A 22,976-nucleotide genomic window follows, 5' to 3' on the forward strand; every position below is an offset into this window, starting at 1 on the left:
CTGTGATGATCGCACACGGTTTTTACCTTCTTAGCCGTAGCTCAACTCTTACAACATGGACAGACAGCAATGCAACGTCGACAATTTCTCAAAAATAGCGTTCTCCTTTCCGCCGCCGGTTTAGTCGGTCCTGCGTTCATTAGCCAGACGGTTCATGCCGCTGAGCCATCCGTTGCACCAGTCGCGCGTCGGCGCTTTGTGTTATCCCAGACGTATAAACTTAACCCTCCTAAGGGGTCGAACGGCGTGGTAAAACTGTGGATCCCGCTTCCGGTAGATACCGCGTTTCAACAAATGACGGCGCTTACCTTTAGCGGAAACTACAAGCAGGCGTACGTTACCACTAATAATACTTATGGCGCGAAAACGCTGTTCGCCACCTGGCCTGACTCGCAGGGCGAACTGTTGATTAACGTTGATATCGACATTGAAACCGCCGACTGGGAGCCGCTGAAGCAGGACGCGCTGAAAACCTGGCAAGCGCCGGAGCAGATTATTTATCCGCTGGATGTAAAACCGTACCTGCTGCCGACGACACATACCCCAGTTGATGGGCTTGTTCTGGAAACTGCGCGTAAAATCACCGGTAATGAGCAGGATCCGCTGAAAAAAGCGCGCCTGATTTACGAATGGGTGAGTAGCCATATGGAGCGCGATAACGACGTCATTGGCTGCGGCACGGGGGATGTGGCGGAGATCTTAAAAAGCGGTAAGCTCAAAGGAAAATGCACCGACATGAGCTCCGTTTTTGTGGCTCTGGCGCGGGCCAGCGGCATTCCGGCGCGCGAACTGTTTGGCATCCGTCTGGGCAAAGCCAATAAGCTCGAACGTTACTCGAAAAGCGCTTTTGGCAAAGCAGACAGTGCAGGCGTCGCCGATGTGAGCGGCGGACAACATTGCCGCGCCGAATTCTATCTGGCCGGTTACGGCTGGTTACCGTGCGATCCTGCTGATGTGACCAAAATGCGTCTGGCAGAGAAAAAGTCGCATCAGGACGCCGATGTCCAGGCGGTAAACACTTACCTGTTTGGTAACTGGGAAATGAACTGGGTTGGATTTAACTACGGGCGTGATTTCGAGCTGTACCCAGCAACGGAACAGGGAGCCATGAACAACTTTGGCTATCCTTACGCTGAAGTCGATGGTGACCCGATCAATTTCTACGATCCTAAAGCGTTCTCCTACAGCTATGTCGCCACAGAACAACGCTAAAGGGGCGGGGCTCACCCTGTTGACGGCCGCTGCGGCTGCTGTCACCGCGGGCTTATGCTGCGTTGGACCGCTGCTCTATCTGTTGTTTGGTATTTCGGCGGCGAGCTTTGCTGTTTTCACCCAGTTTGAGTTTTTGCGAATTCCCCTGATGCTGGTGTCATTGGGCTTATTACTGCGCGTCTTCTGGCGGCTCTATTTTTCCAGGCGGCTGTGGTGCTCCGGATGGTTAACGTTGAAGCAAGCGCGCGTTCTCTACTGGTGCGCGCTGGCGTTGATTTTGCCGGTGCTATTTTATCCAACGCTCGTTGCCTGGTTTTATGAGGTATTTGAATGAAAATCTTCACATTAGTTGCATGCTTGTTGCTGCCGCTGTGGGCTCAGGCGGCCAATCAAAAAGTGGTGCTGGATATACAAAATATGACCTGCTCGCTGTGCGTTATTTCGGTCAATCAGGTGCTACGTGAAACCGATGGTGTGATTAAAGCAAAATCCTCCCTAAAAACCCGACAAGCAGAAGCGATTGTGCCAGAAGGTTTCCCAACCGATACGTTACTTAACGCGGTAGCGAAAATGGGCTATACCGCAACGCTCAACCGTATTGAACAACAGTAAACCACCTACGGGTGGTTTTATTGTGTTTTCCCGGTATGATGCCCGGCGGCTTAGTGTTCTCTTTTGTGCGTTAACTTCCGGAATTCCCCTCGTTTCCTGTTAACCTGAACAGGCGGCAGCTATATGTCGCATATGCCCATTTTTATCTGTTATCCCTCCAGCCATGTAGGATGATCACAGGCAAGATTTTTTGACTAAGGAAAAGCGTTATGAAAACGGGACCATTAAACGAGAGCGAACTGGAATGGCTGGATGATGTACTGACTAAGTACAATACAGACAAGGCTATTCTGGATGTGTCAGAACTGGATGGTTTGCTGACGGCGGTGCTGAGTTCACCGTATGAAATTGAACCAGAGCAGTGGCTGGTCGCAATTTGGGGCGGCGCGCAGTATGTCCCTCGCTGGTCCTCCGAAAAAGAAATGACGCGTTTCATGAACCTGGCGTTTCAACATATGGCGGATACGGCCGATCGTCTGGATGAATATCCTGAGCAGTTTGAGCCGTTATTTGGTTTGCGTGAAATTGACGAGCATGAACTGACCATCGTTGAAGAGTGGTGCTTTGGTTATATGCGCGGCGTCGCACTGTCAGACTGGTCCGCGTTACCGGACACGTTAAAACCAGCACTTGAAGCTATTGCGCTGCACGGCACGGAAGAGAACTTTGCGGTGGTTGAGAAACTAACGCCGGAAGCGTTTGAAGAGAGCGTCGATGCCATCCGCCTGGCAGCGCTGGACCTGCATGCTTACTGGATGGCGCATCCTCAGGAAACGCCGGTCAAAGTACCGGTGAAAGTGGATGCCAAAGTAGGGCGCAATGACCCTTGTCCGTGTGGCAGCGGCAAGAAATATAAGCAGTGCTGTTTGCATTAACAGAAAGGGGCGAAAGCCCCTTTGTTTTAACCCACTTCTGGTAGTAATCCTGCTGCAATAGAAAACTGTACTGCTATCACCACAATGCCGCACAAAAATACCAGCGCCAGCGCCGGAGCACCGCCTGCTACGCGGTAGTTGGCCTGCGGATTATGTTTTCTGCTCTGCCAGGCCAGCATCGAGGGAATGAGCAGCGCCAGAACCGCCAGGGCAACGCCTGCATACCCTAATGCCATGACAAAACCACGCGGATAGAACAGCGCGAATGCCAGCGGCGGCAGGAAGGTCACCACGCCAGTTTGCATTCTTCCCGCTACGGTATTGCGGCGCTGGAAGAGGTCGGCCAGGTAGTCAAATAATCCCAATGCAACGCCGAGGAAAGAGGTTGCCAGTGCGAGGTCAGCAAACAGATGCACCGCCAGTTCGACGTGCGGCGAAGCCACGACTTCACGCAATGCCTGCAATAAGCCGTTTAAGCCTGCGTGATTAGCTAAAAGCCCCATGAATGTTGTCGAGTTAATGCTACCAAGCGTCGCCAGTTGCCAGAAGATATAGGCGACCAGAGGAATAGCGCTACCCGTAATAAACACCCAACGCAGTTTACGGATGTTACCGTTCATATAGCTGACGATACTGGGAACACTGCCGTGAAAACCGAACGAGGTGAAGATGACCGGGATTGCGGAGAGCGCCAACCCCTGTTGCAGCGGCAGCGTAAGCAGGTTCACTTTATGAATATGCGGCATTAACAGAGCCAGCATCACCACCAGGAAGATTATCTTGGCACTGAATAGCAGACGGTTGAACAGATCGACCAGCGAGGTCCCAACACAAACCACGCCACCGGCAACAAAGGTGAACAGCAGTACGCCTGTTGTCGGGGATATATTTGTTCCGGTCCAGTCGCTGATGCTGGAGGCCAGCAGTTCACCTGCACCACTGATGTACGCCGCCGTCAGGGCATACATTAAAAACATCATGCTAAAGCCCGTTACCCATTGTCCGTAACGACCAAGATAACGTTTTGCCAGCGTACCCAGCCCGGTGTCTGCCGGGACATGTTGATACACTTCAAGCAGCAGCAGCGCGGTGTAGCACATCAACGCCCAAAGACTGACTAACAATACCAGCGTGACGCTAAACCCCACGCCTGCCGCAGCCAGCGGCATTGCCAACATACCGGCACCAATCGTGGTTCCCGCCACGATAAAAATACTACCCAGGGTTCTGTTTTTCACGCTTTCCTCTGTCCCAGAGATAATCAATGGTTATATCTGCGGCGCAGATTAAGGCAAAACGCTATTTTCGTCAAATCACCGTTACAATGACTGTACATTAATGTTTACGATGTTTTGGCCATTAAGATGTATAACAAATGACATTTATCTGCTGATAAACCTGCGTTAGCGCAAAGCGACGATGTGCGGTTCACATTAGGCTACGGACTTTATTAAGGAGGTAATATGGAATCTATTCACGGTCACGAAGTGCTTAACATGATGATTGAATCTGGTGAGCAGTATTCAAATGCCAGCCTTGAAGCGGCGATTACGGCACGTTTCGGCGAGCAGGCGCGTTTTCACACTTGTTCTGCGGCGGATATGACGGCAGGCGAGTTGGTGGCGTTTTTAGCGGCGAAGGGAAAGTTTATTGCAAAAGAAGACGGCTTCTCTACGCACGAAAGCAAGATCTGCCGTCACTGATTTCAAGGGGTAATGATGGCGGGTTGCCTTCATTACCCTAAAATATTAATTCTGTGTATCAAGCGTAGCCAGTTCTTTGTCGATGAAATAAAGACCTTCGCCGCTTTTTCCTGCCAGCGACAGCTTATCAATAACAGATTTAAATAATTTCTCTTCTTCATGCTGCTCGGCAACATACCATTGCAGGAAATTAAAGGTTGGATAATCCTGGTGGGTCATTGCCGCGTGTGCCAGCTCATTAATTTTCTGGGTAATCAGCTGCTCGTGTTCGTAAGTAACACGGAACAGTTCATCCAGAGAAACATATTCAGCAAAGGGTGAAGAAACGGTATTAATACGCGGCAAGCTGCCGGTATCGGTCAGGTAGTCGAACAGACGCTGCATGTGCGTCATCTCTTCCTGGGCGTGACGGCGCAAAAACGCGGCAGCACCTTCGAAGCTGTGATAGCTGCACCACGCGCTCATCTGTTGGTAGAGCAGAGATGAATATAATTCAAGATTCATTTGCTCATTCAGTTGGTCGATCATTTCTGTTTTCAGCATGGTTCTGCTCCACAAACGTTATTATATATTGACGTGGCGCCACTATAATTTGTTATTTAATTATTTGCAAAAGGTAAAATAATAAATTTATTTATTAAAAATGCGAATGGGAATAAAACGCATTAACGATATTAAACGGAGGATATAAATAATAAAGTGGTAAAAGACCAGCAAAAATGAGCTGGTCGGAAATATTAATAATTGAAAGAAGGCGATTGGGGCACCGCGACACCATGACACTGCCAGGCGAGTGTAATTTTGGTATTTAAGCACAGAGAGCCTGCATACACGCTACAGGTTGACACCGGCTGACCAAACGCTTCTGCGCTGGCATAGCCCAGGCGCTGACACTCTTTGGTGGCTGTCCCTTGGGTAACGTAGTCATCGGTACGTGCTGTTTGTAACATGGCCTGATTATAAGTCAGGCGAACCACACCAGTGATGGCGCTGGCTTCGCTGACCTGTGCCTGTTTTGTAATTGTGCATCCTGTCAGCATGAGCGGCAAAAGCGCTAGGATAAAGGTCTTCATGAGATCGCTCTGAAAGTTCGAAGATACACTATCATGGCATACAGAGACCCTCATCAATGGCTTGAATAGCCCGAAGATCACCTGCGATTAATCACAACGAGGTCATTTGTTTGAGGTAATTCTGAACTGTTCAGACAGGAATGTGAGCGTAACTTTGTTTTTTAAAACTAAATTTCATTAAATTTGAAAGTACGATTGCAAAATAGTAATGTGGCTGAATGTTATGACTTTCAACGGGCTACCGCAGCGCATTCAGGAGAGTACAGAATGAAAATTGCATTGATGATGGAAAACAGCCAGGCAAGCAAAAACGCCATCATCCATAACGAGCTTAAGGCCGTTGCGGATGAGAAAGGTTTTCCGGTCTATAACGTTGGGATGAGCGACGAAAATGATCATCATCTGACCTACATCCATTTAGGCATTATGGCCAGCATCCTGCTTAATTCCAAAGCTGTAGACTTTGTTGTTACAGGTTGCGGTACGGGCCAGGGGGCAATGATGTCACTGAATATCCATCCGGGTGTGGTGTGTGGTTATTGCCTTGATCCTGCAGATGCGTTCTTGTTCTCTCAGATCAACAACGGCAACGCGCTTTCTCTGGCATTCGCCAAAGGTTTTGGCTGGGGTGCTGAGCTGAATGTGCGCTATATGTTTGAAAAAGCGTTCACCGGGCGTAACGGTGAAGGCTACCCACCGGAGCGTAAAGAGCCGCAGGTGCGTAACGCCGGTATTCTGAATCAGGTGAAAGCGGCTGTGGTAAAAGAAAATTATCTGGACACGCTGCGCGCGATCGATCCTGAACTGGTGAAAACCGCTGTATCAGGCCCGCGCTTCCAGCAGTGCTTCTTTGAAAACTGCCAGGACAAAGCAATCGAAGCGTTTGTACGCGAGGTGATTGGCTAAATCCTGTTGGCCCGGAGGTGTTCACCCTCCGGGCTACCTGTTCCTGTTCGATACTGCGCTTCCTGCATCACGGGTGAGCCGCAGCGTATCCACCATACCTACCAGACAAATAATGGCAATAGCGACAAAGGCCAGCCGGAAACTGATCCCCGGAATATTGCCCAATGCCAGCCTTTCGCTGACCACATCACCAATGCGGATGCCAATAGCGGCTAAAGAAATGCCCAATCCCACTGCTAATTGTGTCGCCGTACTGAACAGCGTATTAGCGTAGCTCATTTGTGCAGCGGGGACGTCCGCGAAGGCAAGCGTGCTGACGCCGGTAAACTGAATTGAGCGGAACACACCGCCCAGATACAACACCAGCAAAATAACCCACACGGGGGTCTGCGGCGTAATTAATGCACAGGCCAGCAACGCCAGAACGTTAAGCGCACCGTTAATCAACAGCAGTTTCTTAAAGCCCAGCCAGCGTATCAACGGTGTGGTGGCAGGTTTAATTGTCAGATTGCCGACAAATACCGCCAGTACCAGCGAACCCGCGTGAAAAGCGTTCATGCCAAAACCTACCTGAAACATTAACGGCAGCAGAAACGGCACGGCGCTGATAGAGGCACGAAACAGCGATCCGCCATACATGGTGACGCGAAAAGTAGGGACGTTCATGGCATCAAGGCGAATCATTGGCCAGGCGGTGCGACGAAAATGATGCAGGGCAAACAGAAAGGTCAATGTTCCTAGCGCCAAAAGTCCGGCGGTCAGCCAGCCCTGAGGCTGTTGGGTTCCCAGTAACTCCATGGCATACACCAGGCTCACCATCGCAACAGAGGTTGCGATAAATCCCGTTATATCAAATGGGCGGCGCTCGTCGTCATGAATATCCGGGATAAAACGTAGCGCCAGCGCAATCGCCAGTATTCCGAGCGGTACATTAATGAAGAAGATCCAGCGCCAGTTGGCATAGCTGGTAATGAATCCGCCAAGGGGAGGGCCAATGATGGGCGCGACTAAAGCGGGCCAGGTCAGGGTCGCAATAGCGGTGATCAACTGATGTTTAGGCGTGGTTCGTAATACCGCGAGTCGGCCAACCGGAACCATTAGCGCACCACCTACACCCTGTAAGATTCGCATGGCGACAAAGCTCTCAAGGTTTTCGGACAAACCGCATAAAACCGAGGCGAGAGTAAATATCGCCAGTGCAAGGGTAAACACCTTTCTGGCGCCGAAGCGATCCGCAATCCAGCCGCTGGCGGGGATCAGTACCGCGAGGGTGATCAGATAGGCGCTGATACCTATGTTCAGGTCAACTGCCTGCACGCCAAAACTTTTCGCCATGTCGGGCAGTGCGGTGGCAATCACCGTGCCGTCAATAAACTCCATAAAGAAAGCCCCGGCAACAAGTAATGCAGCCGGGGATAGACCGCGTTTGTTCTCAACCGCTAAATGTTCACTCATGTTGTGCTTGCCATCTCAAAAGAAACTGACTGGAACTATTTTTATTTTCAGCGCATTCGGAAGGCATGCGCGGCTATCGTTTCGTTCGTTGAATGGGTACTATGACGACCTTTCTATAAGGAGCTCACTATGTCCCAAACACTGAATGCCGATCAGGAACTGCTCTCGGACGTTGTTGCCTGTCAGCTGGTTATCAAGCAGATTCTGGATGTTCTTGATGTTATTGCCCCAGTTGAAGTTCGGGAGAAAATGTCCAGCCAGCTGAAAAGCATCGACTTTTCCAGCCATCCTGCAGGTGCCGATCCGGTCACTATGCGCGCAATACAAAAAGCGGTTGCCTTGATCGAGTTGAAATTCACGCCGCAGAATGAATCTCACTAAAATAAACCGTTGTTTCAGGTTTTAGAAAGGTTTTTTTTCGCCTCGCAGAATGAGAGGCGTGAGCGTAGAGAAAATTAAGCACCAGCCGGATAAGGTGCGTCGCATCGTTATCCGGCATTAACACGATGAAAATTGAAGATTAGTGATGTTGATAGTTCACGACGTTCAGCAGGTGCTTATCGGTTTGCGCCATGCACAGTCCCGCACGTTTAGCGCTGCGGACTTCATCAAGAATCGTCTGTAACAGCACGCCATCCTGCTGCTGCTCTTTTTCCAGATCGTGAAGAAAATCAATGGTTGTTGCATCATTCAAGGCTTCTGCTTCATTGGTTAAGCGTGATAGCTTGCTGTAACGCTGTTGGTATTCATCCAGCGTTTTCTGAAACAGTTCTTCAAGGGAAGTTAGTTCATCACCTGGAACATCGATAGCCTTGACGATAGGGTTAGCCCCGGCACTTTTCATAAAATTAAACATACGCATCATTTGAGTCACGTTACCTTGCGCCTGGGTGCGTAGAAAGGTTGCGGTGCCAGTCAGGCTGTGTTCGTAGCACCATTCACTGAGATGCAGGTAAAGATTCGATGCGTAGAACTCGAGGTTCATTTGCGTGTTGAGTTTATGAACAATTCCAACTGCAGCCATATCAATATCCTTATTTCCAGAAAGGGGGATGTACGTTACTAACGTCAGTGCAACGGGCTGCCGCTACACGTCACCTCTACGTACAATTAAAACTGTTAGCAGAATAAATCCGTTCCGCCGGTCCTTTAGTGATCACGAATTATATTCGCTCCCGATCAAGATTCAGCATAACTCCAGTCCCGACATAAGAAAATCCTTAAATCTGCGTATTTATGATTTTTTACATATTGTCATAGCAATATTAGTGATTTTTCCGCTTGTGCATATAAATGCTGTGAATATAACAGATTGATATTTATAGAATTAAAGTGAAATATTGATAATGAAATGATGTTTCATATCACGAAATGGTATTTCACAATCAGGTATTGTCTGTCGCCAGATGATTATCTGGTCTTCGGATGAAGAAATTTCACCATTGACCCGCGTCTGTGAACGCTATCTGCTGGCTAATTTTTTTGCGCCAGATCAGTTTTGTGGAAATTAATAAAGTTAAGCGCCTGAATGATTCGACATTTATTGTTTGGTGTATTTGGAAAAATCGAGGAGTGTGTATGAAAAAGGTTGCCGTGCTACTGGCACCTGGTTTTGAAGAGGCGGAAGCCATTGTTACCATTGATATTCTGCGCCGCCTGCAGATCGAAGTTGAAACACTGGCCTGCGCCGAGTCCCGTGCGGTGGTGAGCTACCATGACGTGCCGATGGTGACGGACAGCACGCTGGCTGCGCGTCAGACGGATCTTTATGATGCCGTTGTGTTACCCGGCGGGCCGCAGGGCAGCGTTAACCTTGCCGCCAGTGAGGCTGTCATCCAGTTTATCGCTCGCCATGACGAGGCGGGAAAACTCATTTGCCCGGTGTGTTCTGCGGCGGCGCGCGTGCTGGGTGGCAACGGCCTGCTGAAGGGGCGTCGCTATGTGTGTTCGGGAGATCTGTGGCAAAACGTCGCGGATGGGGAATATATTGATGCGCCGGTTGTTGAAGATGGCAACCTTATTAGCGGCAAAGGATTAGGGCATATTTTCGATTTTGCTTTCACGCTTTCAGCGCGTCTGCTGGAAGATGACATTCCGGTTCGCGATCACGCTGACCACATTTATTACAGATGGTAATCATTGTGCTCCCGAATGCTTCGGTATTCGGGAACAAGGATTCGTTGGCTGATGTTATGGACTAATCTGCTACCCCTCTTTTTTCCCGTCGACAAAACCGCGTTTTTTTATGTCATTTCCCGCTGAATTTATGTACGCAATTACTGTAATTCTGTGGTGTGATGCCGCTCTCTTATGGAGAATCAATTTCCCGCTAAAAATACTCTCAGCACTGGCATTGATCTTATCAATAAAAGGTAATGCCTTGTTTTACGTCCGAATTACAAAAAATCGTCTGATTTTACCCTACATAAAAGAACGTTAAAGCTGGAGTTAACCATGCACAAATTCACTAAAGCGCTGGCTGCCATCGGTCTGGCGGCCATTATGTCACAATCCGCTATCGCTGAATCCATGAAGCTCGGTTTCCTGGTCAAACAGCCGGAAGAACCGTGGTTCCAGACTGAATGGAAATTTGCCGATAAAGCCGGTAAAGACCTTGGTTTTGAGGTGATTAAAATTGCCGTTCCGGATGGTGAGAAAACCCTTAACGCCATCGACAGCCTGGCTGCAAGTGGAGCAAAAGGGTTTGTGATTTGTACGCCAGACCCAAAACTGGGGCCAGCCATTATGGCTAAGGCGCGCGGCTACGATATGAAAGTCATTGCCGTCGACGACCAGTTTGCCAACGCCAAAGGTAAGCCGATGGATACCGTGCCACTGGTGATGATGGCGGCAACCAAAATTGGTGAGCGCCAGGGCCAGGAGCTGTACAAGGAGATGCAAAAACGCGGTTGGGATGTGAAATCCACCGCCGTAATGGCCATTACCGCCAACGAACTGGATACCGCACGTCGTCGTACTTCTGGTTCAATGGAAGCGCTTAAAGCCGCAGGCTTCCCGGAAAAACAGATTTACCAGGTCCCAACAAAATCGAATGACATCCCCGGTGCATTCGACGCCGCCAACTCCATGCTGGTTCAGCATCCTGAAGTCAAAAACTGGCTGATTGTCGGCATGAACGACAACACCGTGCTGGGTGGCGTACGTGCGACCGAAGGGCAGGGCTTCAAAGCACCAAACGTGATTGGTATCGGGATCAACGGCGTTGACGCGGTGAGCGAACTGTCAAAAGGCGAAGCGACCGGGTTTTACGGTTCACTGCTGCCAAGCCCGGACGTGCACGGCTACAAATCCAGTGAAATGCTCTACAACTGGGTAACGAAAGGTGCAGAGCCACCGGCATTCACTGAAGTGACAGATGTGGTGCTGATTACCCGCGATAACTTCAAAGAAGAGCTGGCGAAGAAAGGCTTAGGCGGTAAGTAACAGAAGTGCTGCGATGTTGTAGGCCGGATAAGGCGAAGCCGCCATCCGGCGCAATGCCCGGTGGCACTGTGCTTACCGGGCCTACGTCCGGCGGTTTTCCTGGCCGGTAAAATCCTGACTCACGGAGACGTTATGCAACAGTCTACCCCGTATCTTTCATTTCGCGGCATTGGCAAAACGTTCCCGGGCGTTAAGGCGCTGACGGATATCAGTTTCGACTGCTATGCCGGACAGGTGCATGCGCTGATGGGCGAAAATGGCGCCGGGAAATCAACACTCTTAAAAATTCTCAGCGGTAACTATGCGCCAACAACGGGATCTCTGACGATCCGCGGACAGGAAGTTTCGTTCGCGGATACCACTGCCGCACTCAACGCCGGTGTCGCCATTATTTATCAGGAACTGCATCTCGTCCCGGAAATGACCGTTGCCGAGAATATTTACTTAGGGCAGTTACCGCACAAAGGCGGGATTGTGAACCGCTCGCTGCTGAACTATGAAGCAGGAATCCAGCTGAAGCATCTGGGGATGGATATCGATCCCGATACCCCACTGAAATACCTCTCCATTGGCCAGTGGCAGATGGTGGAGATTGCAAAAGCGCTGGCGCGAAACGCCAAAATTATCGCCTTTGATGAACCAACCAGCTCCCTGTCGGCTCGCGAGATTGAGAATCTGTTTCGCGTCATCCGTGAGCTGCGAAACGAAGGACGCATCATTCTGTACGTTTCACACCGTATGGAGGAGATTTTTGCTCTCAGCGATGCCATCACCGTGTTTAAAGATGGTCATTACGTCAAAACGTTCACGGACATGCAGCAGGTCGATCACGATGCGCTGGTGCAGGCGATGGTCGGGCGCGACCTCGGGGATATCTATGGCTGGAAATCCAGACCGTATGGCACAGAGCGTCTGCGGCTGCATGAAGTCAAAGCTCCAGGCGTGCGTACGCCAATCAGCTTATCCGTGCGAAGCGGTGAAATTGTCGGGCTGTTTGGCCTGGTGGGGGCCGGACGTAGCGAATTAATGAAAGGGCTGTTCGGCGGTACGCGTATCACGGCGGGCCAGGTATTTATTGATGAACAGCCTATCGATATCCGTAAACCAAGCCATGCCATTGAAGCGGGGATGATGCTGTGCCCGGAGGATCGCAAAGCTGAAGGGATCATTCCGGTCCATTCAGTGCGCAACAACATCAACATTAGTGCACGGCGTAAGCATGTTCTGGGGGGATGCGTGATCAACAACGGCTGGGAAGAGACCAATGCCGATCACCATATTCGTTCACTCAACATCAAAACGCCGGGTGCAGAGCAACTGATCATGAACCTCTCCGGCGGTAATCAACAGAAGGCTATTCTCGGTCGTTGGTTATCGGAAGAGATGAAAGTGATTTTGTTGGATGAGCCTACACGCGGCATTGATGTGGGCGCCAAGCATGAAATTTACAACGTGATTTATGCCCTCGCAGCGCGCGGTGTGGCCGTATTGTTTGCTTCCAGTGACCTGCCAGAAGTACTCGGTGTCGCCGACCGTATTGTGGTGATGAGAGAAGGCGAAATTGCCGGTGAGTTACTTCATGAACAGGCGGATGAGCGCCAGGCGTTGAGCCTTGCTATGCCTAAAGTCAGCCAGGCTGTAGCCTGAATAAGGAGAGTATGATGTCTTCCGTTTCTACATCGGGTTCTGGCGCAGCGAAGTCGGCGCTAAATCTGGGCCGCATTTGGGACCAATACGGCATGCTGGTGGTGTTCGCCGTGCTGTTCCTGGTTTGTTCCCTCTTTGTGCCAAACTTTGCTACTTTCATCAACATGAAGGGGTTAGGGCTGGCGGTATCAATGTCGGGTATGGTTGCCTGCGGGATGCTGTTTTGCCTGGCATCCGGTGATTTCGACCTGTCTGTCGCGTCTGTAATTGCCTGTGCTGGTGTTACCACTGCCGTAGTCATTAACATGACCGAAAGTCTGTGGATTGGCGTGGCTGCCGGGCTGCTGCTCGGTATTCTGTGTGGTCTGGTGAATGGGTTCGTGATTGCGCGGTTAAAAATTAACGCCCTGATCACTACTCTTGCGACAATGCAGATTGTACGTGGTCTGGCCTATATTATCTCCGACGGTAAGGCAGTCGGGATTGAAGACGAGCGTTTCTTCACACTCGGCTATGCTAACTGGTTTGGTCTGCCGGCGCCTATTTGGATCACGGTCGTTTGTTTCATTGTCTTTGGCTTACTGCTGAACAAAACCACGTTTGGGCGTAATACGCTGGCCATTGGGGGCAATGAAGAGGCGGCGCGCCTGGCTGGGGTTCCGGTTGTTCGCACCAAGATTATTATCTTTATTCTTTCCGGTCTGGTATCCGCCATTGCCGGGATTATCCTCGCATCGCGTATGACCAGCGGCCAGCCAATGACCTCAATCGGTTATGAGTTGATCGTGATTTCGGCCTGCGTGTTAGGGGGCGTTTCGCTTAAAGGCGGAATCGGAAAAATCTCATATGTGGTGGCCGGGGTGTTGATCCTGGGGACGGTTGAGAATGCGATGAACCTGCTGAATATCTCTCCGTTCGCGCAGTATGTGGTTCGTGGCCTCATCCTGCTGGCGGCGGTGATCTTCGACCGTTATAAGCAAAAAGCGAAGCGTACCGTTTGACGATTTTAAACCCCAACTTTTTAGTCTAGCTTCTGCCCGTCGCCAGCCGCTACCCGGCTGGCGATTGTTTTTTCAAATGGCGAGCATGGTCACACTGTCTATACTTATATCCGTCATACATCATCTATACGCCGCGATCCGCGTGGCGTTCTGACCATGATGAGGAGGATAACCGGGTGACAGCATCACTGACTTTACCCCCTGAACAATCTGCAAACTGTGCTTACTTTTTTGATCTCGATGGGACACTTGCTGAGATTAAACCCTTTCCCGACCAGGTCGTTGTCCCGAAGATAATCCTGCAATGTCTACATCAGTTAGCGACGCAGAATGCGGATGCGCTGGCATTGATTTCAGGGCGCTCAATGGTTGAGCTTGACGCACTCACTACTCCGTTTCGTTTTCCGCTTGCCGGAGTACATGGGGCAGAACGCCGTGACATCAATGGTCAAACGCACATAGTAAACCTGCCTGAAGGTATCGAACGTGAAGCCGGGGCGTTATTACACGCAGCGTTGGTGACGTTACCGGGGGCAACACTTGAAACCAAAGGTATGGCCTTCGCGTTGCATTATCGCCAGGCACCCGAACACGAAGCGGCGCTGGTTACCCTGGCTGAGCACATCACGCGCAAATGGCCGCAGCTTGCTCTGCAGCACGGAAAATGTGTCGTGGAAATAAAGCCTAAGGGCAGTAATAAAGGCGACGCGATAGCTGCATTTATGCAGGAAGCGCCTTTTGCTGGCCGGATCCCTGTGTTTTTCGGTGATGATCTGACAGATGAAACAGGGTTTGCTGTAGTTAACCGCGCTGGCGGTATTTCTGTAAAGGTAGGGAGCGGGCCGACGCAGGCAACATGGCGTCTGGATGGTGTCAGGGATGTCTGGCACTGGCTGGAGAAAAATAACTCTTCGCAGCAAGAACCGAAAGCAACGAATAACAGAAGAGGTGGCTATGAGTCGTTTAGTCGTAGTATCTAATCGTATCGCCTCACCAGATGACAAAGGGAGCGCGGGTGGGCTCGCGGTCGGTGTACTGGGCGCGTTAAAAGCTGCTGGTGGTTTATGGTTTGGCTGGAGTGGTGATACAGGTAATGAGGATAAACCGTTAAAAAAGGTCACGCGTGGCAATATCACCTGGGCCTCGTTTAATTTGAGTGAGCAAGATTACGAAGAGTATTACTGCCAGTTTTCAAATGCGGTTTTATGGCCCGCGTTTCACTATCGACTGGATTTAGTTCAGTTTCAGCGCTCTGCCTGGGAGGGCTACCAACGGGTTAATGCCTTACTGGTAGATAAACTTCTGCCGTTGCTTGGCGATGACGACATTATTTGGGTTCATGATTACCATCTGTTGCCGTTTGCCTGCGAGTTACGTAAGCGCGGCGTGCGTAATCGCATCGGTTTTTTCCTGCATATTCCTTTTCCGACGCCGGAAATTTTTAATGCGCTCCCGCCGCATCTGGCGCTACTTGAGCAAATGTGTGATTTTGATTTGCTTGGTTTCCAGACCGAAAACGATCGCCAGGCTTTTCTGGACTGTCTCGCAGCCCAGACTCGGGTGACCACGCATAAAGATAAGCACCACCAGGCATGGGGAAAAGCGTTTCGTACTCAGGTTTATCCCATCGGTATTGAACCGGATGAGATTGCACGACAGGCGTCCGGTCCGCTGCCGCCAAAACTGGCACAGCTAAAAGCGGAGCTTAAAAATGTGCAGAATATTTTCTCCGTGGAGCGTCTGGATTACTCCAAAGGCTTGCCGGAGCGCTTTCAGGCCTATGAGGCCTTACTGGAACATTATCCGCAGCACCACGGTAAAATTCGCTATACGCAGATAGCACCGACCTCGCGTGAAGAGGTGCAGGCCTATCAGGATATTCGCCACCAACTGGAAACAGAGGCTGGGCGAATCAACGGCAAATATGGGCAACTGGGCTGGACGCCGCTTTACTATCTGAACCAGTATTTTGATCGTAAATTGCTGATGAAGATCTTCCGCTACTCTGATGTAGGGTTGGTGACCCCGTTGCGCGATGGTATGAACCTGGTGGCGAAAGAGTTTGTGGCCGCACAGGATCCTGCTAACCCTGGCGTGCTGGTTTTATCGCAATTTGCCGGGGCGGCGAACGAGCTAACCTCCGCGCTTATTGTTAATCCTTATGACCGGGATGAAGTGGCAGGCGCATTAAACCAGGCGCTGACGATGCCACTTACCGAACGTATCTCGCGCCACGCTGAAATGCTTGAGACTATCGTTAAAAACGATATCGACAACTGGCAGGCGACGTTCATTTGCGATCTTAAAACGGTCACGCGGCGTCGGAGTCAATGCCAACTGCCAGACAATATCTCTTCCTGTTCTAAACTCGCATGAAGTCGTGGCACTGTGGATTAATCTCCAGCTAGCGGAACCAGAAGAACGTCCACCTGGCTGGTATGAATCACGCTTTTCGCTGAACAGGAAGCGCGCGAAAAAAAACTGTGGTTATGGTTGCCGTAAATGACCAGATCAATGGCGTGTTTGCGGCACACATCCAGGATATGTTCATTCAGAGCCCCATAGGTAATAAAGGTATGCTCAATGGGGTATTCTGCTTCTTTGCTAAGTTTGTCGATAAAATCCTGAGTCTCTTCCTGCATCACTTCACGCAGGTCTTCCAGCATGGGGGCAGCAAACTGGTTATACAGTTCGGGGTCTGAGACCAGTGTAATCAGGCTAATTCGGGCGTTGACAGGGCGAGCGATAGAAACCGCCTTGTCTAACAACTGCTGACTTTCAGGGGTGGCGGCAACAGCAACAAGAATGTGCGAATAGCTCATAACTCGCTCCTTTTTGTAAGAATTATGAGAGGGCTTTTCAGCTTTACTCAGCTTACCCCATACTGCAACGTTTCCCGCCTCGATAGTGTGAATGTCATCATGATTATTCATTAATTATTCTTATAAATAGAATAATCGATTCATATTAGTTGCAGATATGTTCAGGTTACTTAAGTGAAACCCACCGCTAATGAAAACAATGTGTTAATAAAAATTAAACATATATTAACATTTGCAAGGTCGTCACATCGCGGTATTAATTAATCACTCTAAATATTTAACTTATTGTTTCTAAAGAATTTAATTAAAAAAGTTTTTTGAGTTAAATATGTGATCCAGCTCGCTATTTCACGGCGTGATATTAACGGATGTGAACAAAATACTATTCGCTTTTATTGCAAGAATATTCGTACATCAGGAATTGAAATGGATGATGACGGATTAAAAAATAAGCAAAGTAAAAGCTACGCTGATGGATTTATGTTAAGTGTTTGGCTGGTTTATGTGATCTTGATCACATATTCTTTAAATTCGCAGCATACCTCCGTTGTATGTGTAACTGACGGCGGGTAGAGTTGCGTCGAATTAGGAAAAATCTTAGACATTTGTAAGAATTGATGTGAGCTTGTAAGGGACGCTGCCTTCTTAAAAGGGAATGTTTAGACAACGCGTAAGTGTCGTCACGCTGCTATGTATTTGACCTTTTGCTTTTTTTTACCGGGCCTTCCCGGCGACATCACGGGGTGCGGTTTTACCGCATGAAAACAATGTTGGTTATTATGGATGCAAATAATGCATACATCCGAGTTGCTGAAACACATCTATGACATCAATTTGTCATATTTATTGCTTGCACAGCGTTTGATCGTTCAGGACAAAGCATCTGCGATGTTTCGCCTTGGTATCAGCGAGGAAATGGCGGACACGTTGGCAACATTAACACTTCCTCAAATGGTCAAACTGGCCGAAACAAACCAACTGGTATGTCATTTCCGTTTCGACGATCACCAGACTGTTACTCGCCTGACGCAAGACTCCCGCGTTGACGATCTTCAGCAAATTCATACTGGTATCATGCTTTCAACACGCCTGTTAAGCGACATCGATGATGCAGCACGTAAGAAAAGGGCTTGATGATGAGCGAAAAAAGCATTGTTCAGGAAGCGCGTGATATCCAGTTAGCAATGGAATTAATCACATTGGGCGCCCGTTTGCAAATGCTGGAAAGCGAAACGCAATTAAGCCGTGGTCGATTAATCAAGCTGTACAAAGAATTACGCGGTAGTCCTCCGCCAAAAGGGATGCTCCCGTTTTCCACCGACTGGTTTATGACGTGGGAACAAAATATTCATGCGTCGATGTTTTGCAATGCATGGCAATTCCTGCTCAAAACGGGTCTCTGTAGCGGCGTGGATGCCGTGATCAAGGCGTATCGGTTATATCTTGAGCAGTGTCCGCAGCCTGAAGAAGGGCCATTGTTGGCGTTAACCCGCGCGTGGACGCTGGTGCGATTTGTCGACAGCGGATTGCTGGAGTTGTCCCAATGCAATTGCTGCGGTGGGAATTTTATCACCCACGCACACCAACCCGCAGGCAGCTTTGCCTGTAGTTTATGCCAACCGCCATCACGGGCCGTAAAAAGACGTAAACTTTCCCAGAATGCTGCCGATATTATTCCACAACTGCTGGATGAACAGATCGAACAGGCTGTTTAACTGATACGGTGTGGATGAACACTCCAGCAGCGGTAAGCAATTACCGCTGCTTTTTTTTGTCCTGACCTTACGTTAATTGCCCGACTGCGCATCCTGTCATAGTCAATTGCGAAAGGATGATGTCGTGCTTATCTTATTAGGTTACCTGGTTGTTATTGGTACAGTTTTCGGCGGTTACATGATGACCGGCGGACACCTTGGGGCACTCTATCAACCGGCTGAGCTGGTGATTATCGGTGGTGCGGGTATTGGGGCATTCATCGTCGGCAATAACGGGAAAGCCATCAAAGGGACGATGAAAGCGATCCCGTTGCTTTTCCGTCGTTCGAAATACACCAAAGCGATGTATATGGATCTGCTGGCGCTCTTGTATCGCCTGATGGCTAAGTCACGTCAACAGGGCATGTTCTCGCTTGAGCGCGACATCGAAAACCCAAAAGAAAGTGAAATCTTCGCCAGCTATCCGCGCATTCTTGCGGATGCTGTAATGCTTGATTTTATTGTCGATTATCTGCGCCTGATCATCAGCGGCAACATGAATACGTTTGAAATTGAAGCGCTGATGGACGAAGAAATTGAGACTCATGAGAGTGAGGCTGAAGTCCCGGCGAATAGTCTGGCGATGGTCGGCGACTCACTACCGGCATTCGGGATCGTCGCGGCCGTTATGGGTGTTGTGCATGCGCTGGCTTCTGCCGATCGCCCGGCAGCAGAGCTGGGTGCGTTGATTGCGCATGCGATGGTGGGAACATTCCTCGGTATTTTGCTGGCCTATGGATTTATTTCTCCGCTTGCCAGCGTTCTGCGCCAGAAAAGCGCTGAAACAACCAAAATGATGCAGTGCGTGAAGATAACGCTGCTCTCCAATCTGAATGGTTACGCGCCGCCGATTGCCGTTGAATTTGGTCGTAAGACACTGTACTCCAGCGAACGTCCTTCGTTTATCGAACTGGAAGAACATGTTCGTGCGGTGAGAAATCCAACTGCGCAACAGACGACCGAGGACGCATGAAAAATCAGGCCCATCCCATTATCGTTGTAAAGCGACGCAAACATAAGAATCACGGTGGTGGGGCGCATGGCTCGTGGAAAATCGCCTACGCCGATTTTATGACCGCGATGATGGCCTTCTTTCTGGTGATGTGGCTCATTTCTATTTCCAGCCCTAAAGAATTGATCCAGATTGCCGAATATTTCCGTACACCGCTGGCCACCGCAGTGACCGGGGGAAATCGTATTTCGAATAGCCAAAGCCCGATTCCAGGCGGAGGGGATGATTACACCCAGCAGCAGGGCGAGGTGAACAAGCAGCCGAATATTGATGACCTGAGAAAACGTATGGAACAGAGCCGCTTGAGCAAACTTCGCGGCGATCTCGATCAACTGATTGAATCCGATCCCAAACTGCGAGCGCTGCGTCCGCATTTAAAGATTGATTTAGTTCAGGAAGGGCTGCGGATACAGATTATCGACAGTCAGAATCGCCCGATGTTTAAGACCGGTAGCGCTGAAGTTGAGCCCTACATGCGCGATATCCTGCGCGCGATTGCACCAGTGCTCAACGGGATCCCTAACCGGATCAGCCTTTCCGGTCACACGGATGATTACCCTTACGCGAATGGTGAGAAAGGGTACAGCAACTGGGAATTGTCTGCCGATCGCGCAAATGCATCGCGTCGCGAGCTGGTTAGCGGCGGTCTGGATGATGGAAAAGTATTACGTGTGGTAGGTATGGCCGCCACGATGCGTCTGAGCGATCGCGGTCCTGAAGACGCTATCAACCGCCGTATTAGCCTGCTGGTTCTCAATAAGCAGGCAGAAGAGGCCATTTTGCATGAAAACGCTGAAAGCCAGAATGAGCCGGTAAGTGTCTTACAACGGCCAGCGGAACTCCCGCCGGTAAGCGTTCCCACATCGCCACCAGCCAATCCGAGGTGATAGCGTGAGCATGGATATTAGCGATTTTTATCAGACATTTTTTGATGAAGCTGACGAACTGTTGGCTGATATGGAGCAACACCTGCTTGATTTGGTTCCTGAAGCCCCGGATTCCGAACAGCTGAATGCCATTTTTCGTGCAGCGCACTCGATTAAAGGCGGGGCGGGCACCTTCGGCTTTACCATTTTGCAGGAAACGACCCATCTGATGGAAAACCTGCTGGATGAAGCGCGGCGTGGCGAGATGCAGCTCAATGCCGACATTATCAACCTGTTTTTGGAAACGAAAGATATTATGCAGGAACAGCTCGACGCCTATAAAAGCTCAGTGGAGCCTGATGCCGACAGTTTTGAGTACATCTGCCAGGCGTTACGGCAGTTAGCGCTCGAAGCGAAAGGTGAAACCGCACCGGCAGTTGTTAACTCAGCAAAACTTAGCGTTGTTGACAGCGCCGCGATGCAGGAAGAGGCGGTTGCAAAGCCTGAACCCGCCAGTGAAGAGAGCAAAAAACGCATTACTCTCTCGCGTCTGAAAGCCAGCGAAGTGGATTTACTGGAAGAGGAACTGGGGAATCTGGCGACCTTAACCGATGTGGTAAAAGGAAGCGACACGTTATCAGCAACGCTTGATGGCAACCTGGCAGAAGATGACATCATCGCGGTGCTTTGTTTTGTGATTGAAGCTGACCAAATTGAATTTGAAACCGTCAGCGCAGCGCCTGTGGCAGTTGAAGCTGAAGAGGTGGCTGTTGTCACTGAGCCGCAGCCGGTTGCTGTGGCACCTGCGGTGAAGGCTACCGCCAGTGAAGCACCACATAGCCGCGCGGAACGTGAAAAACCCGCCCGCGCCAGCGAGTCGACCAGTATCCGCGTAGCGGTAGAAAAGGTTGATCAGCTTATTAACCTGGTTGGCGAGTTGGTGATCACGCAGTCGATGCTGGCCCAGCGCTCTAACGAACTGGATCCTGTCAATCATGGCGATCTCATCACCAGTATGGGTCAGTTACAACGTAACGCCCGCGATTTGCAAGAGTCGGTGATGTCGATTCGTATGATGCCAATGGAGTACGTGTTTAGCCGTTTCCCTCGTCTGGTGCGCGATCTGGCCGGTAAGCTGGGTAAACAGGTCGAGCTGACGCAGGTAGGTAGCTCAACCGAACTCGATAAGAGCCTGATTGAACGCATCATCGATCCGTTGACGCACCTGGTGCGTAACAGCCTCGACCATGGTATCGAATTGCCGGAAAAACGCCTTGAATCTGGCAAAAGCCCAATCGGCAATCTGACGCTTTCCGCGGAGCATCAGGGCGGGAATATTTGTATTGAAGTGACCGATGATGGCGCTGGCCTGAACCGCGAACGTATCCTGGCTAAAGCTGTCTCTCAGGGCATGCCGATCCACGAAAACATGAGTGATGACGAAGTGGGTATGTTGATCTTCGCTCCAGGCTTTTCGACCGCCGAACAGGTGACGGATGTTTCCGGACGCGGCGTGGGTATGGATGTGGTGAAGCGAAATATCCAGGAGATGGGCGGCCATGTTGAGATCCAGTCTAAACAGGGACAGGGGACCACTATTCGCATTCTGCTGCCGCTGACGCTGGCGATCCTCGACGGGATGTCCGTGCGTGTGGCCGATGAGGTCTTCATTCTGCCACTGAATGCCGTTATGGAATCGCTGCAACCGCGCGAAGAAGATCTCCATCCGCTGGCCGGAGGAGAGCGCGTTCTGGAAGTGCGTGGCGAATATTTACCGCTGGTTGAGTTGTGGAAAGTCTTCGAGGTTGAAGGCGCAAAAACTGAAGCGACTCAGGGCATTGTGGTCATTTTACAAAGTGCAGGGCGTCGCTATGCGCTGCTGGTCGATCAGTTAATTGGCCAACACCAGGTAGTGGTCAAAAACCTGGAAAGCAACTACCGCAAAGTGCCAGGTATTTCTGCTGCAACGATCCTCGGCGACGGCAGCGTCGCGCTGATTGTCGATGTCTCTGCATTGCAGGGGTTAAACCGCGAACAACGTGTGGCGATCACAGCCGCCTGATTGAGTGAGAAGGGAATAATATGACCGGTATGAGTAATGTAACTAAACTGGCCGGCGAACCGTCAGGTCAGGAATTCCTCGTGTTTACGCTGGGGGATGAAGAGTACGGTATCGATATCCTGAAAGTGCAGGAAATCCGTGGTTATGATCAGGTGACGCGCATCGCTAACACGCCTGCGTTTATCAAAGGCGTCACAAACCTGCGTGGTGTGATTGTGCCTATCGTCGACCTGCGCGTGAAATTTAGCCAGAGCGATGTGGATTACAACGAAAACACAGTGGTGATTGTGCTGAATCTGGGTCAGCGGGTGGTTGGAATTGTGGTAGATGGCGTTTCGGATGTGCTGTCGCTGACAACGGATCAAATCCGTCCGGCACCGGAGTTTGCGGTCACGCTGTCAACGGAATATTTGACGGGATTGGGTGCGCTGGGTGACCGGATGCTGATTCTGGTCAACATTGAGAAACTGCTGAACAGCGAAGAAATGGCGCTGCTGGATATTGCCGCTTCCCACGTCGCATAATCGCCATA

General features: G+C 50.3%; 25 protein-coding genes. 19 read left to right on the top strand and 6 right to left on the bottom strand.

The window, feature by feature from the left end; all coding sequences use genetic code 11:
- Window positions 1-69 precede the first annotated feature (69 nt).
- The 4 genes from GHC22_RS09340 (at window position 70) to GHC22_RS09355 (ending at window position 2,699) form a co-directional block, all read left to right on the top strand.
- Entirely contained in the window at window positions 70-1,212 is a 1,143-nt protein-coding gene (locus tag GHC22_RS09340) for a transglutaminase-like domain-containing protein (protein ID WP_153752774.1), read from the top strand.
- Window positions 1,190-1,546 (top strand): mercuric transporter MerT family protein, encoded by a 357-nt coding sequence (locus tag GHC22_RS09345; RefSeq protein ID WP_003833912.1) that lies wholly within the window; start codon window positions 1,190-1,192, stop codon window positions 1,544-1,546. Before GHC22_RS09340 ends, GHC22_RS09345 begins: the two co-directional genes overlap by 23 nt.
- Window positions 1,543-1,824 (top strand): heavy-metal-associated domain-containing protein, encoded by a 282-nt coding sequence (locus tag GHC22_RS09350; RefSeq protein ID WP_153752776.1) that lies wholly within the window; start codon window positions 1,543-1,545, stop codon window positions 1,822-1,824. The genes GHC22_RS09345 and GHC22_RS09350 overlap by 4 nt, the downstream gene beginning before the upstream one ends.
- 209 nt (window positions 1,825-2,033) lie before the next feature.
- Window positions 2,034-2,699: a YecA family protein gene (locus tag GHC22_RS09355; RefSeq protein WP_003034581.1), complete on the top strand. Its 666-nt coding sequence runs from the start codon at window positions 2,034-2,036 to the stop codon at window positions 2,697-2,699.
- A 26-nt stretch (window positions 2,700-2,725) separates the two neighbouring features.
- Here GHC22_RS09355 and tyrP read toward each other — a convergent pair whose 3' ends face one another.
- Window positions 2,726-3,937: a tyrosine transporter TyrP gene (gene tyrP / locus GHC22_RS09360; protein ID WP_153752778.1), complete on the bottom strand. Its 1,212-nt coding sequence runs from the start codon at window positions 3,935-3,937 to the stop codon at window positions 2,726-2,728.
- Window positions 3,938-4,162: 225 nt separating this feature from the next.
- Between tyrP and GHC22_RS09365 the strand changes: the two genes are divergently transcribed.
- Complete coding sequence (locus GHC22_RS09365; RefSeq protein ID WP_003034586.1) at window positions 4,163-4,402, top strand: YecH family metal-binding protein; 240 nt, start codon at window positions 4,163-4,165, stop codon at window positions 4,400-4,402.
- A gap of 45 nt (window positions 4,403-4,447) precedes the next feature.
- Here the strand turns inward: GHC22_RS09365 and ftnA are convergent, their stop codons facing one another.
- Both ftnA and yecR read right to left on the bottom strand, forming a co-directional pair.
- Window positions 4,448-4,945 carry a non-heme ferritin gene (gene ftnA, locus GHC22_RS09370; protein ID WP_153752780.1) on the bottom strand — a complete coding sequence of 166 codons (498 nt, stop codon included), beginning with the start codon at window positions 4,943-4,945 and terminating at the stop codon, window positions 4,448-4,450.
- A gap of 194 nt (window positions 4,946-5,139) precedes the next feature.
- The gene (gene yecR, locus GHC22_RS09375; RefSeq protein ID WP_008785081.1) at window positions 5,140-5,475 is read right to left on the bottom strand and encodes a YecR family lipoprotein; all 336 of its coding nucleotides are present in this window, start codon (window positions 5,473-5,475) and stop codon (window positions 5,140-5,142) included.
- A 267-nt stretch (window positions 5,476-5,742) separates the two neighbouring features.
- Between yecR and GHC22_RS09380 the strand changes: the two genes are divergently transcribed.
- Window positions 5,743-6,381, top strand: a complete 639-nt coding sequence (locus GHC22_RS09380; protein WP_003034591.1) for an RpiB/LacA/LacB family sugar-phosphate isomerase — start codon at window positions 5,743-5,745, stop codon at window positions 6,379-6,381.
- 33 nt (window positions 6,382-6,414) lie between these two features.
- Here GHC22_RS09380 and GHC22_RS09385 read toward each other — a convergent pair whose 3' ends face one another.
- Window positions 6,415-7,836, bottom strand: coding sequence for an MFS transporter (locus tag GHC22_RS09385; RefSeq protein ID WP_153752782.1), 1,422 nt, complete (start codon window positions 7,834-7,836; stop codon window positions 6,415-6,417).
- Between the two features lie 129 nt (window positions 7,837-7,965).
- On the opposite strand from GHC22_RS09385, the gene GHC22_RS09390 reads away from it, so the two are divergent.
- Entirely contained in the window at window positions 7,966-8,217 is a 252-nt protein-coding gene (locus tag GHC22_RS09390; protein WP_003034595.1) for a DUF2766 family protein, read from the top strand.
- Window positions 8,218-8,356: 139 nt separating this feature from the next.
- On the opposite strand, the gene GHC22_RS09395 is transcribed toward GHC22_RS09390, so the two are convergent.
- A complete protein-coding gene (locus GHC22_RS09395) occupies window positions 8,357-8,860 on the bottom strand; it encodes a non-heme ferritin-like protein (RefSeq protein ID WP_003034597.1) in 504 nt (167 codons plus the stop codon).
- Between the two features lie 554 nt (window positions 8,861-9,414).
- Here GHC22_RS09395 and GHC22_RS09400 point away from each other — a divergent pair.
- From GHC22_RS09400 to otsA, 6 genes are all read left to right on the top strand, one after another.
- Window positions 9,415-9,972: a DJ-1/PfpI family protein gene (locus GHC22_RS09400; protein ID WP_048235190.1), complete on the top strand. Its 558-nt coding sequence runs from the start codon at window positions 9,415-9,417 to the stop codon at window positions 9,970-9,972.
- Window positions 9,973-10,290: 318 nt separating this feature from the next.
- Window positions 10,291-11,280, top strand: coding sequence for an arabinose ABC transporter substrate-binding protein (locus GHC22_RS09405; RefSeq protein ID WP_003833897.1), 990 nt, complete (start codon window positions 10,291-10,293; stop codon window positions 11,278-11,280).
- A 132-nt stretch (window positions 11,281-11,412) separates the two neighbouring features.
- On the top strand, window positions 11,413-12,927 hold the full coding sequence (gene araG, locus GHC22_RS09410; protein WP_003839135.1) for an arabinose ABC transporter ATP-binding protein AraG: 1,515 nt from the start codon (window positions 11,413-11,415) through the stop codon (window positions 12,925-12,927).
- Between the two features lie 14 nt (window positions 12,928-12,941).
- Window positions 12,942-13,928: an L-arabinose ABC transporter permease AraH gene (araH, locus tag GHC22_RS09415; RefSeq protein ID WP_003034609.1), complete on the top strand. Its 987-nt coding sequence runs from the start codon at window positions 12,942-12,944 to the stop codon at window positions 13,926-13,928.
- 176 nt (window positions 13,929-14,104) lie between these two features.
- Window positions 14,105-14,908: a trehalose-phosphatase gene (otsB, locus tag GHC22_RS09420; RefSeq protein WP_153752784.1), complete on the top strand. Its 804-nt coding sequence runs from the start codon at window positions 14,105-14,107 to the stop codon at window positions 14,906-14,908.
- Complete coding sequence (gene otsA / locus GHC22_RS09425) at window positions 14,883-16,304, top strand: alpha,alpha-trehalose-phosphate synthase (RefSeq protein ID WP_153752786.1); 1,422 nt, start codon at window positions 14,883-14,885, stop codon at window positions 16,302-16,304. The genes otsB and otsA overlap by 26 nt, the downstream gene beginning before the upstream one ends.
- A 17-nt stretch (window positions 16,305-16,321) precedes the next feature.
- Here otsA and uspC read toward each other — a convergent pair whose 3' ends face one another.
- Complete coding sequence (gene uspC / locus GHC22_RS09430) at window positions 16,322-16,750, bottom strand: universal stress protein UspC (protein ID WP_032943802.1); 429 nt, start codon at window positions 16,748-16,750, stop codon at window positions 16,322-16,324.
- Window positions 16,751-17,542: 792 nt separating this feature from the next.
- Between uspC and flhD the strand changes: the two genes are divergently transcribed.
- The 6 genes from flhD to cheW all read left to right on the top strand — a co-directional run bounded on the left by flhD (window position 17,543) and on the right by cheW (window position 22,968).
- On the top strand, window positions 17,543-17,884 hold the full coding sequence (gene flhD, locus GHC22_RS09435) for a flagellar transcriptional regulator FlhD (protein WP_003034622.1): 342 nt from the start codon (window positions 17,543-17,545) through the stop codon (window positions 17,882-17,884).
- Window positions 17,881-18,465, top strand: coding sequence for a flagellar transcriptional regulator FlhC (flhC, locus tag GHC22_RS09440; protein ID WP_008785071.1), 585 nt, complete (start codon window positions 17,881-17,883; stop codon window positions 18,463-18,465). The genes flhD and flhC overlap by 4 nt, the downstream gene beginning before the upstream one ends.
- A gap of 124 nt (window positions 18,466-18,589) precedes the next feature.
- Complete coding sequence (motA, locus tag GHC22_RS09445) at window positions 18,590-19,477, top strand: flagellar motor stator protein MotA (protein ID WP_003034628.1); 888 nt, start codon at window positions 18,590-18,592, stop codon at window positions 19,475-19,477.
- Complete coding sequence (gene motB / locus GHC22_RS09450) at window positions 19,474-20,403, top strand: flagellar motor protein MotB (RefSeq protein WP_003034631.1); 930 nt, start codon at window positions 19,474-19,476, stop codon at window positions 20,401-20,403. Before motA ends, motB begins: the two co-directional genes overlap by 4 nt.
- A gap of 4 nt (window positions 20,404-20,407) precedes the next feature.
- Window positions 20,408-22,444, top strand: coding sequence for a chemotaxis protein CheA (gene cheA / locus GHC22_RS09455; RefSeq protein WP_057068897.1), 2,037 nt, complete (start codon window positions 20,408-20,410; stop codon window positions 22,442-22,444).
- A 20-nt stretch (window positions 22,445-22,464) separates the two neighbouring features.
- On the top strand, window positions 22,465-22,968 hold the full coding sequence (cheW, locus tag GHC22_RS09460) for a chemotaxis protein CheW (RefSeq protein WP_003034638.1): 504 nt from the start codon (window positions 22,465-22,467) through the stop codon (window positions 22,966-22,968).
- Window positions 22,969-22,976: the final 8 nt, after the last annotated feature.

It is taken from the genome of Citrobacter sp. H12-3-2 (assembly GCF_009649895.1).
Lineage (GTDB): Bacteria > Pseudomonadota > Gammaproteobacteria > Enterobacterales > Enterobacteriaceae > Citrobacter > Citrobacter portucalensis.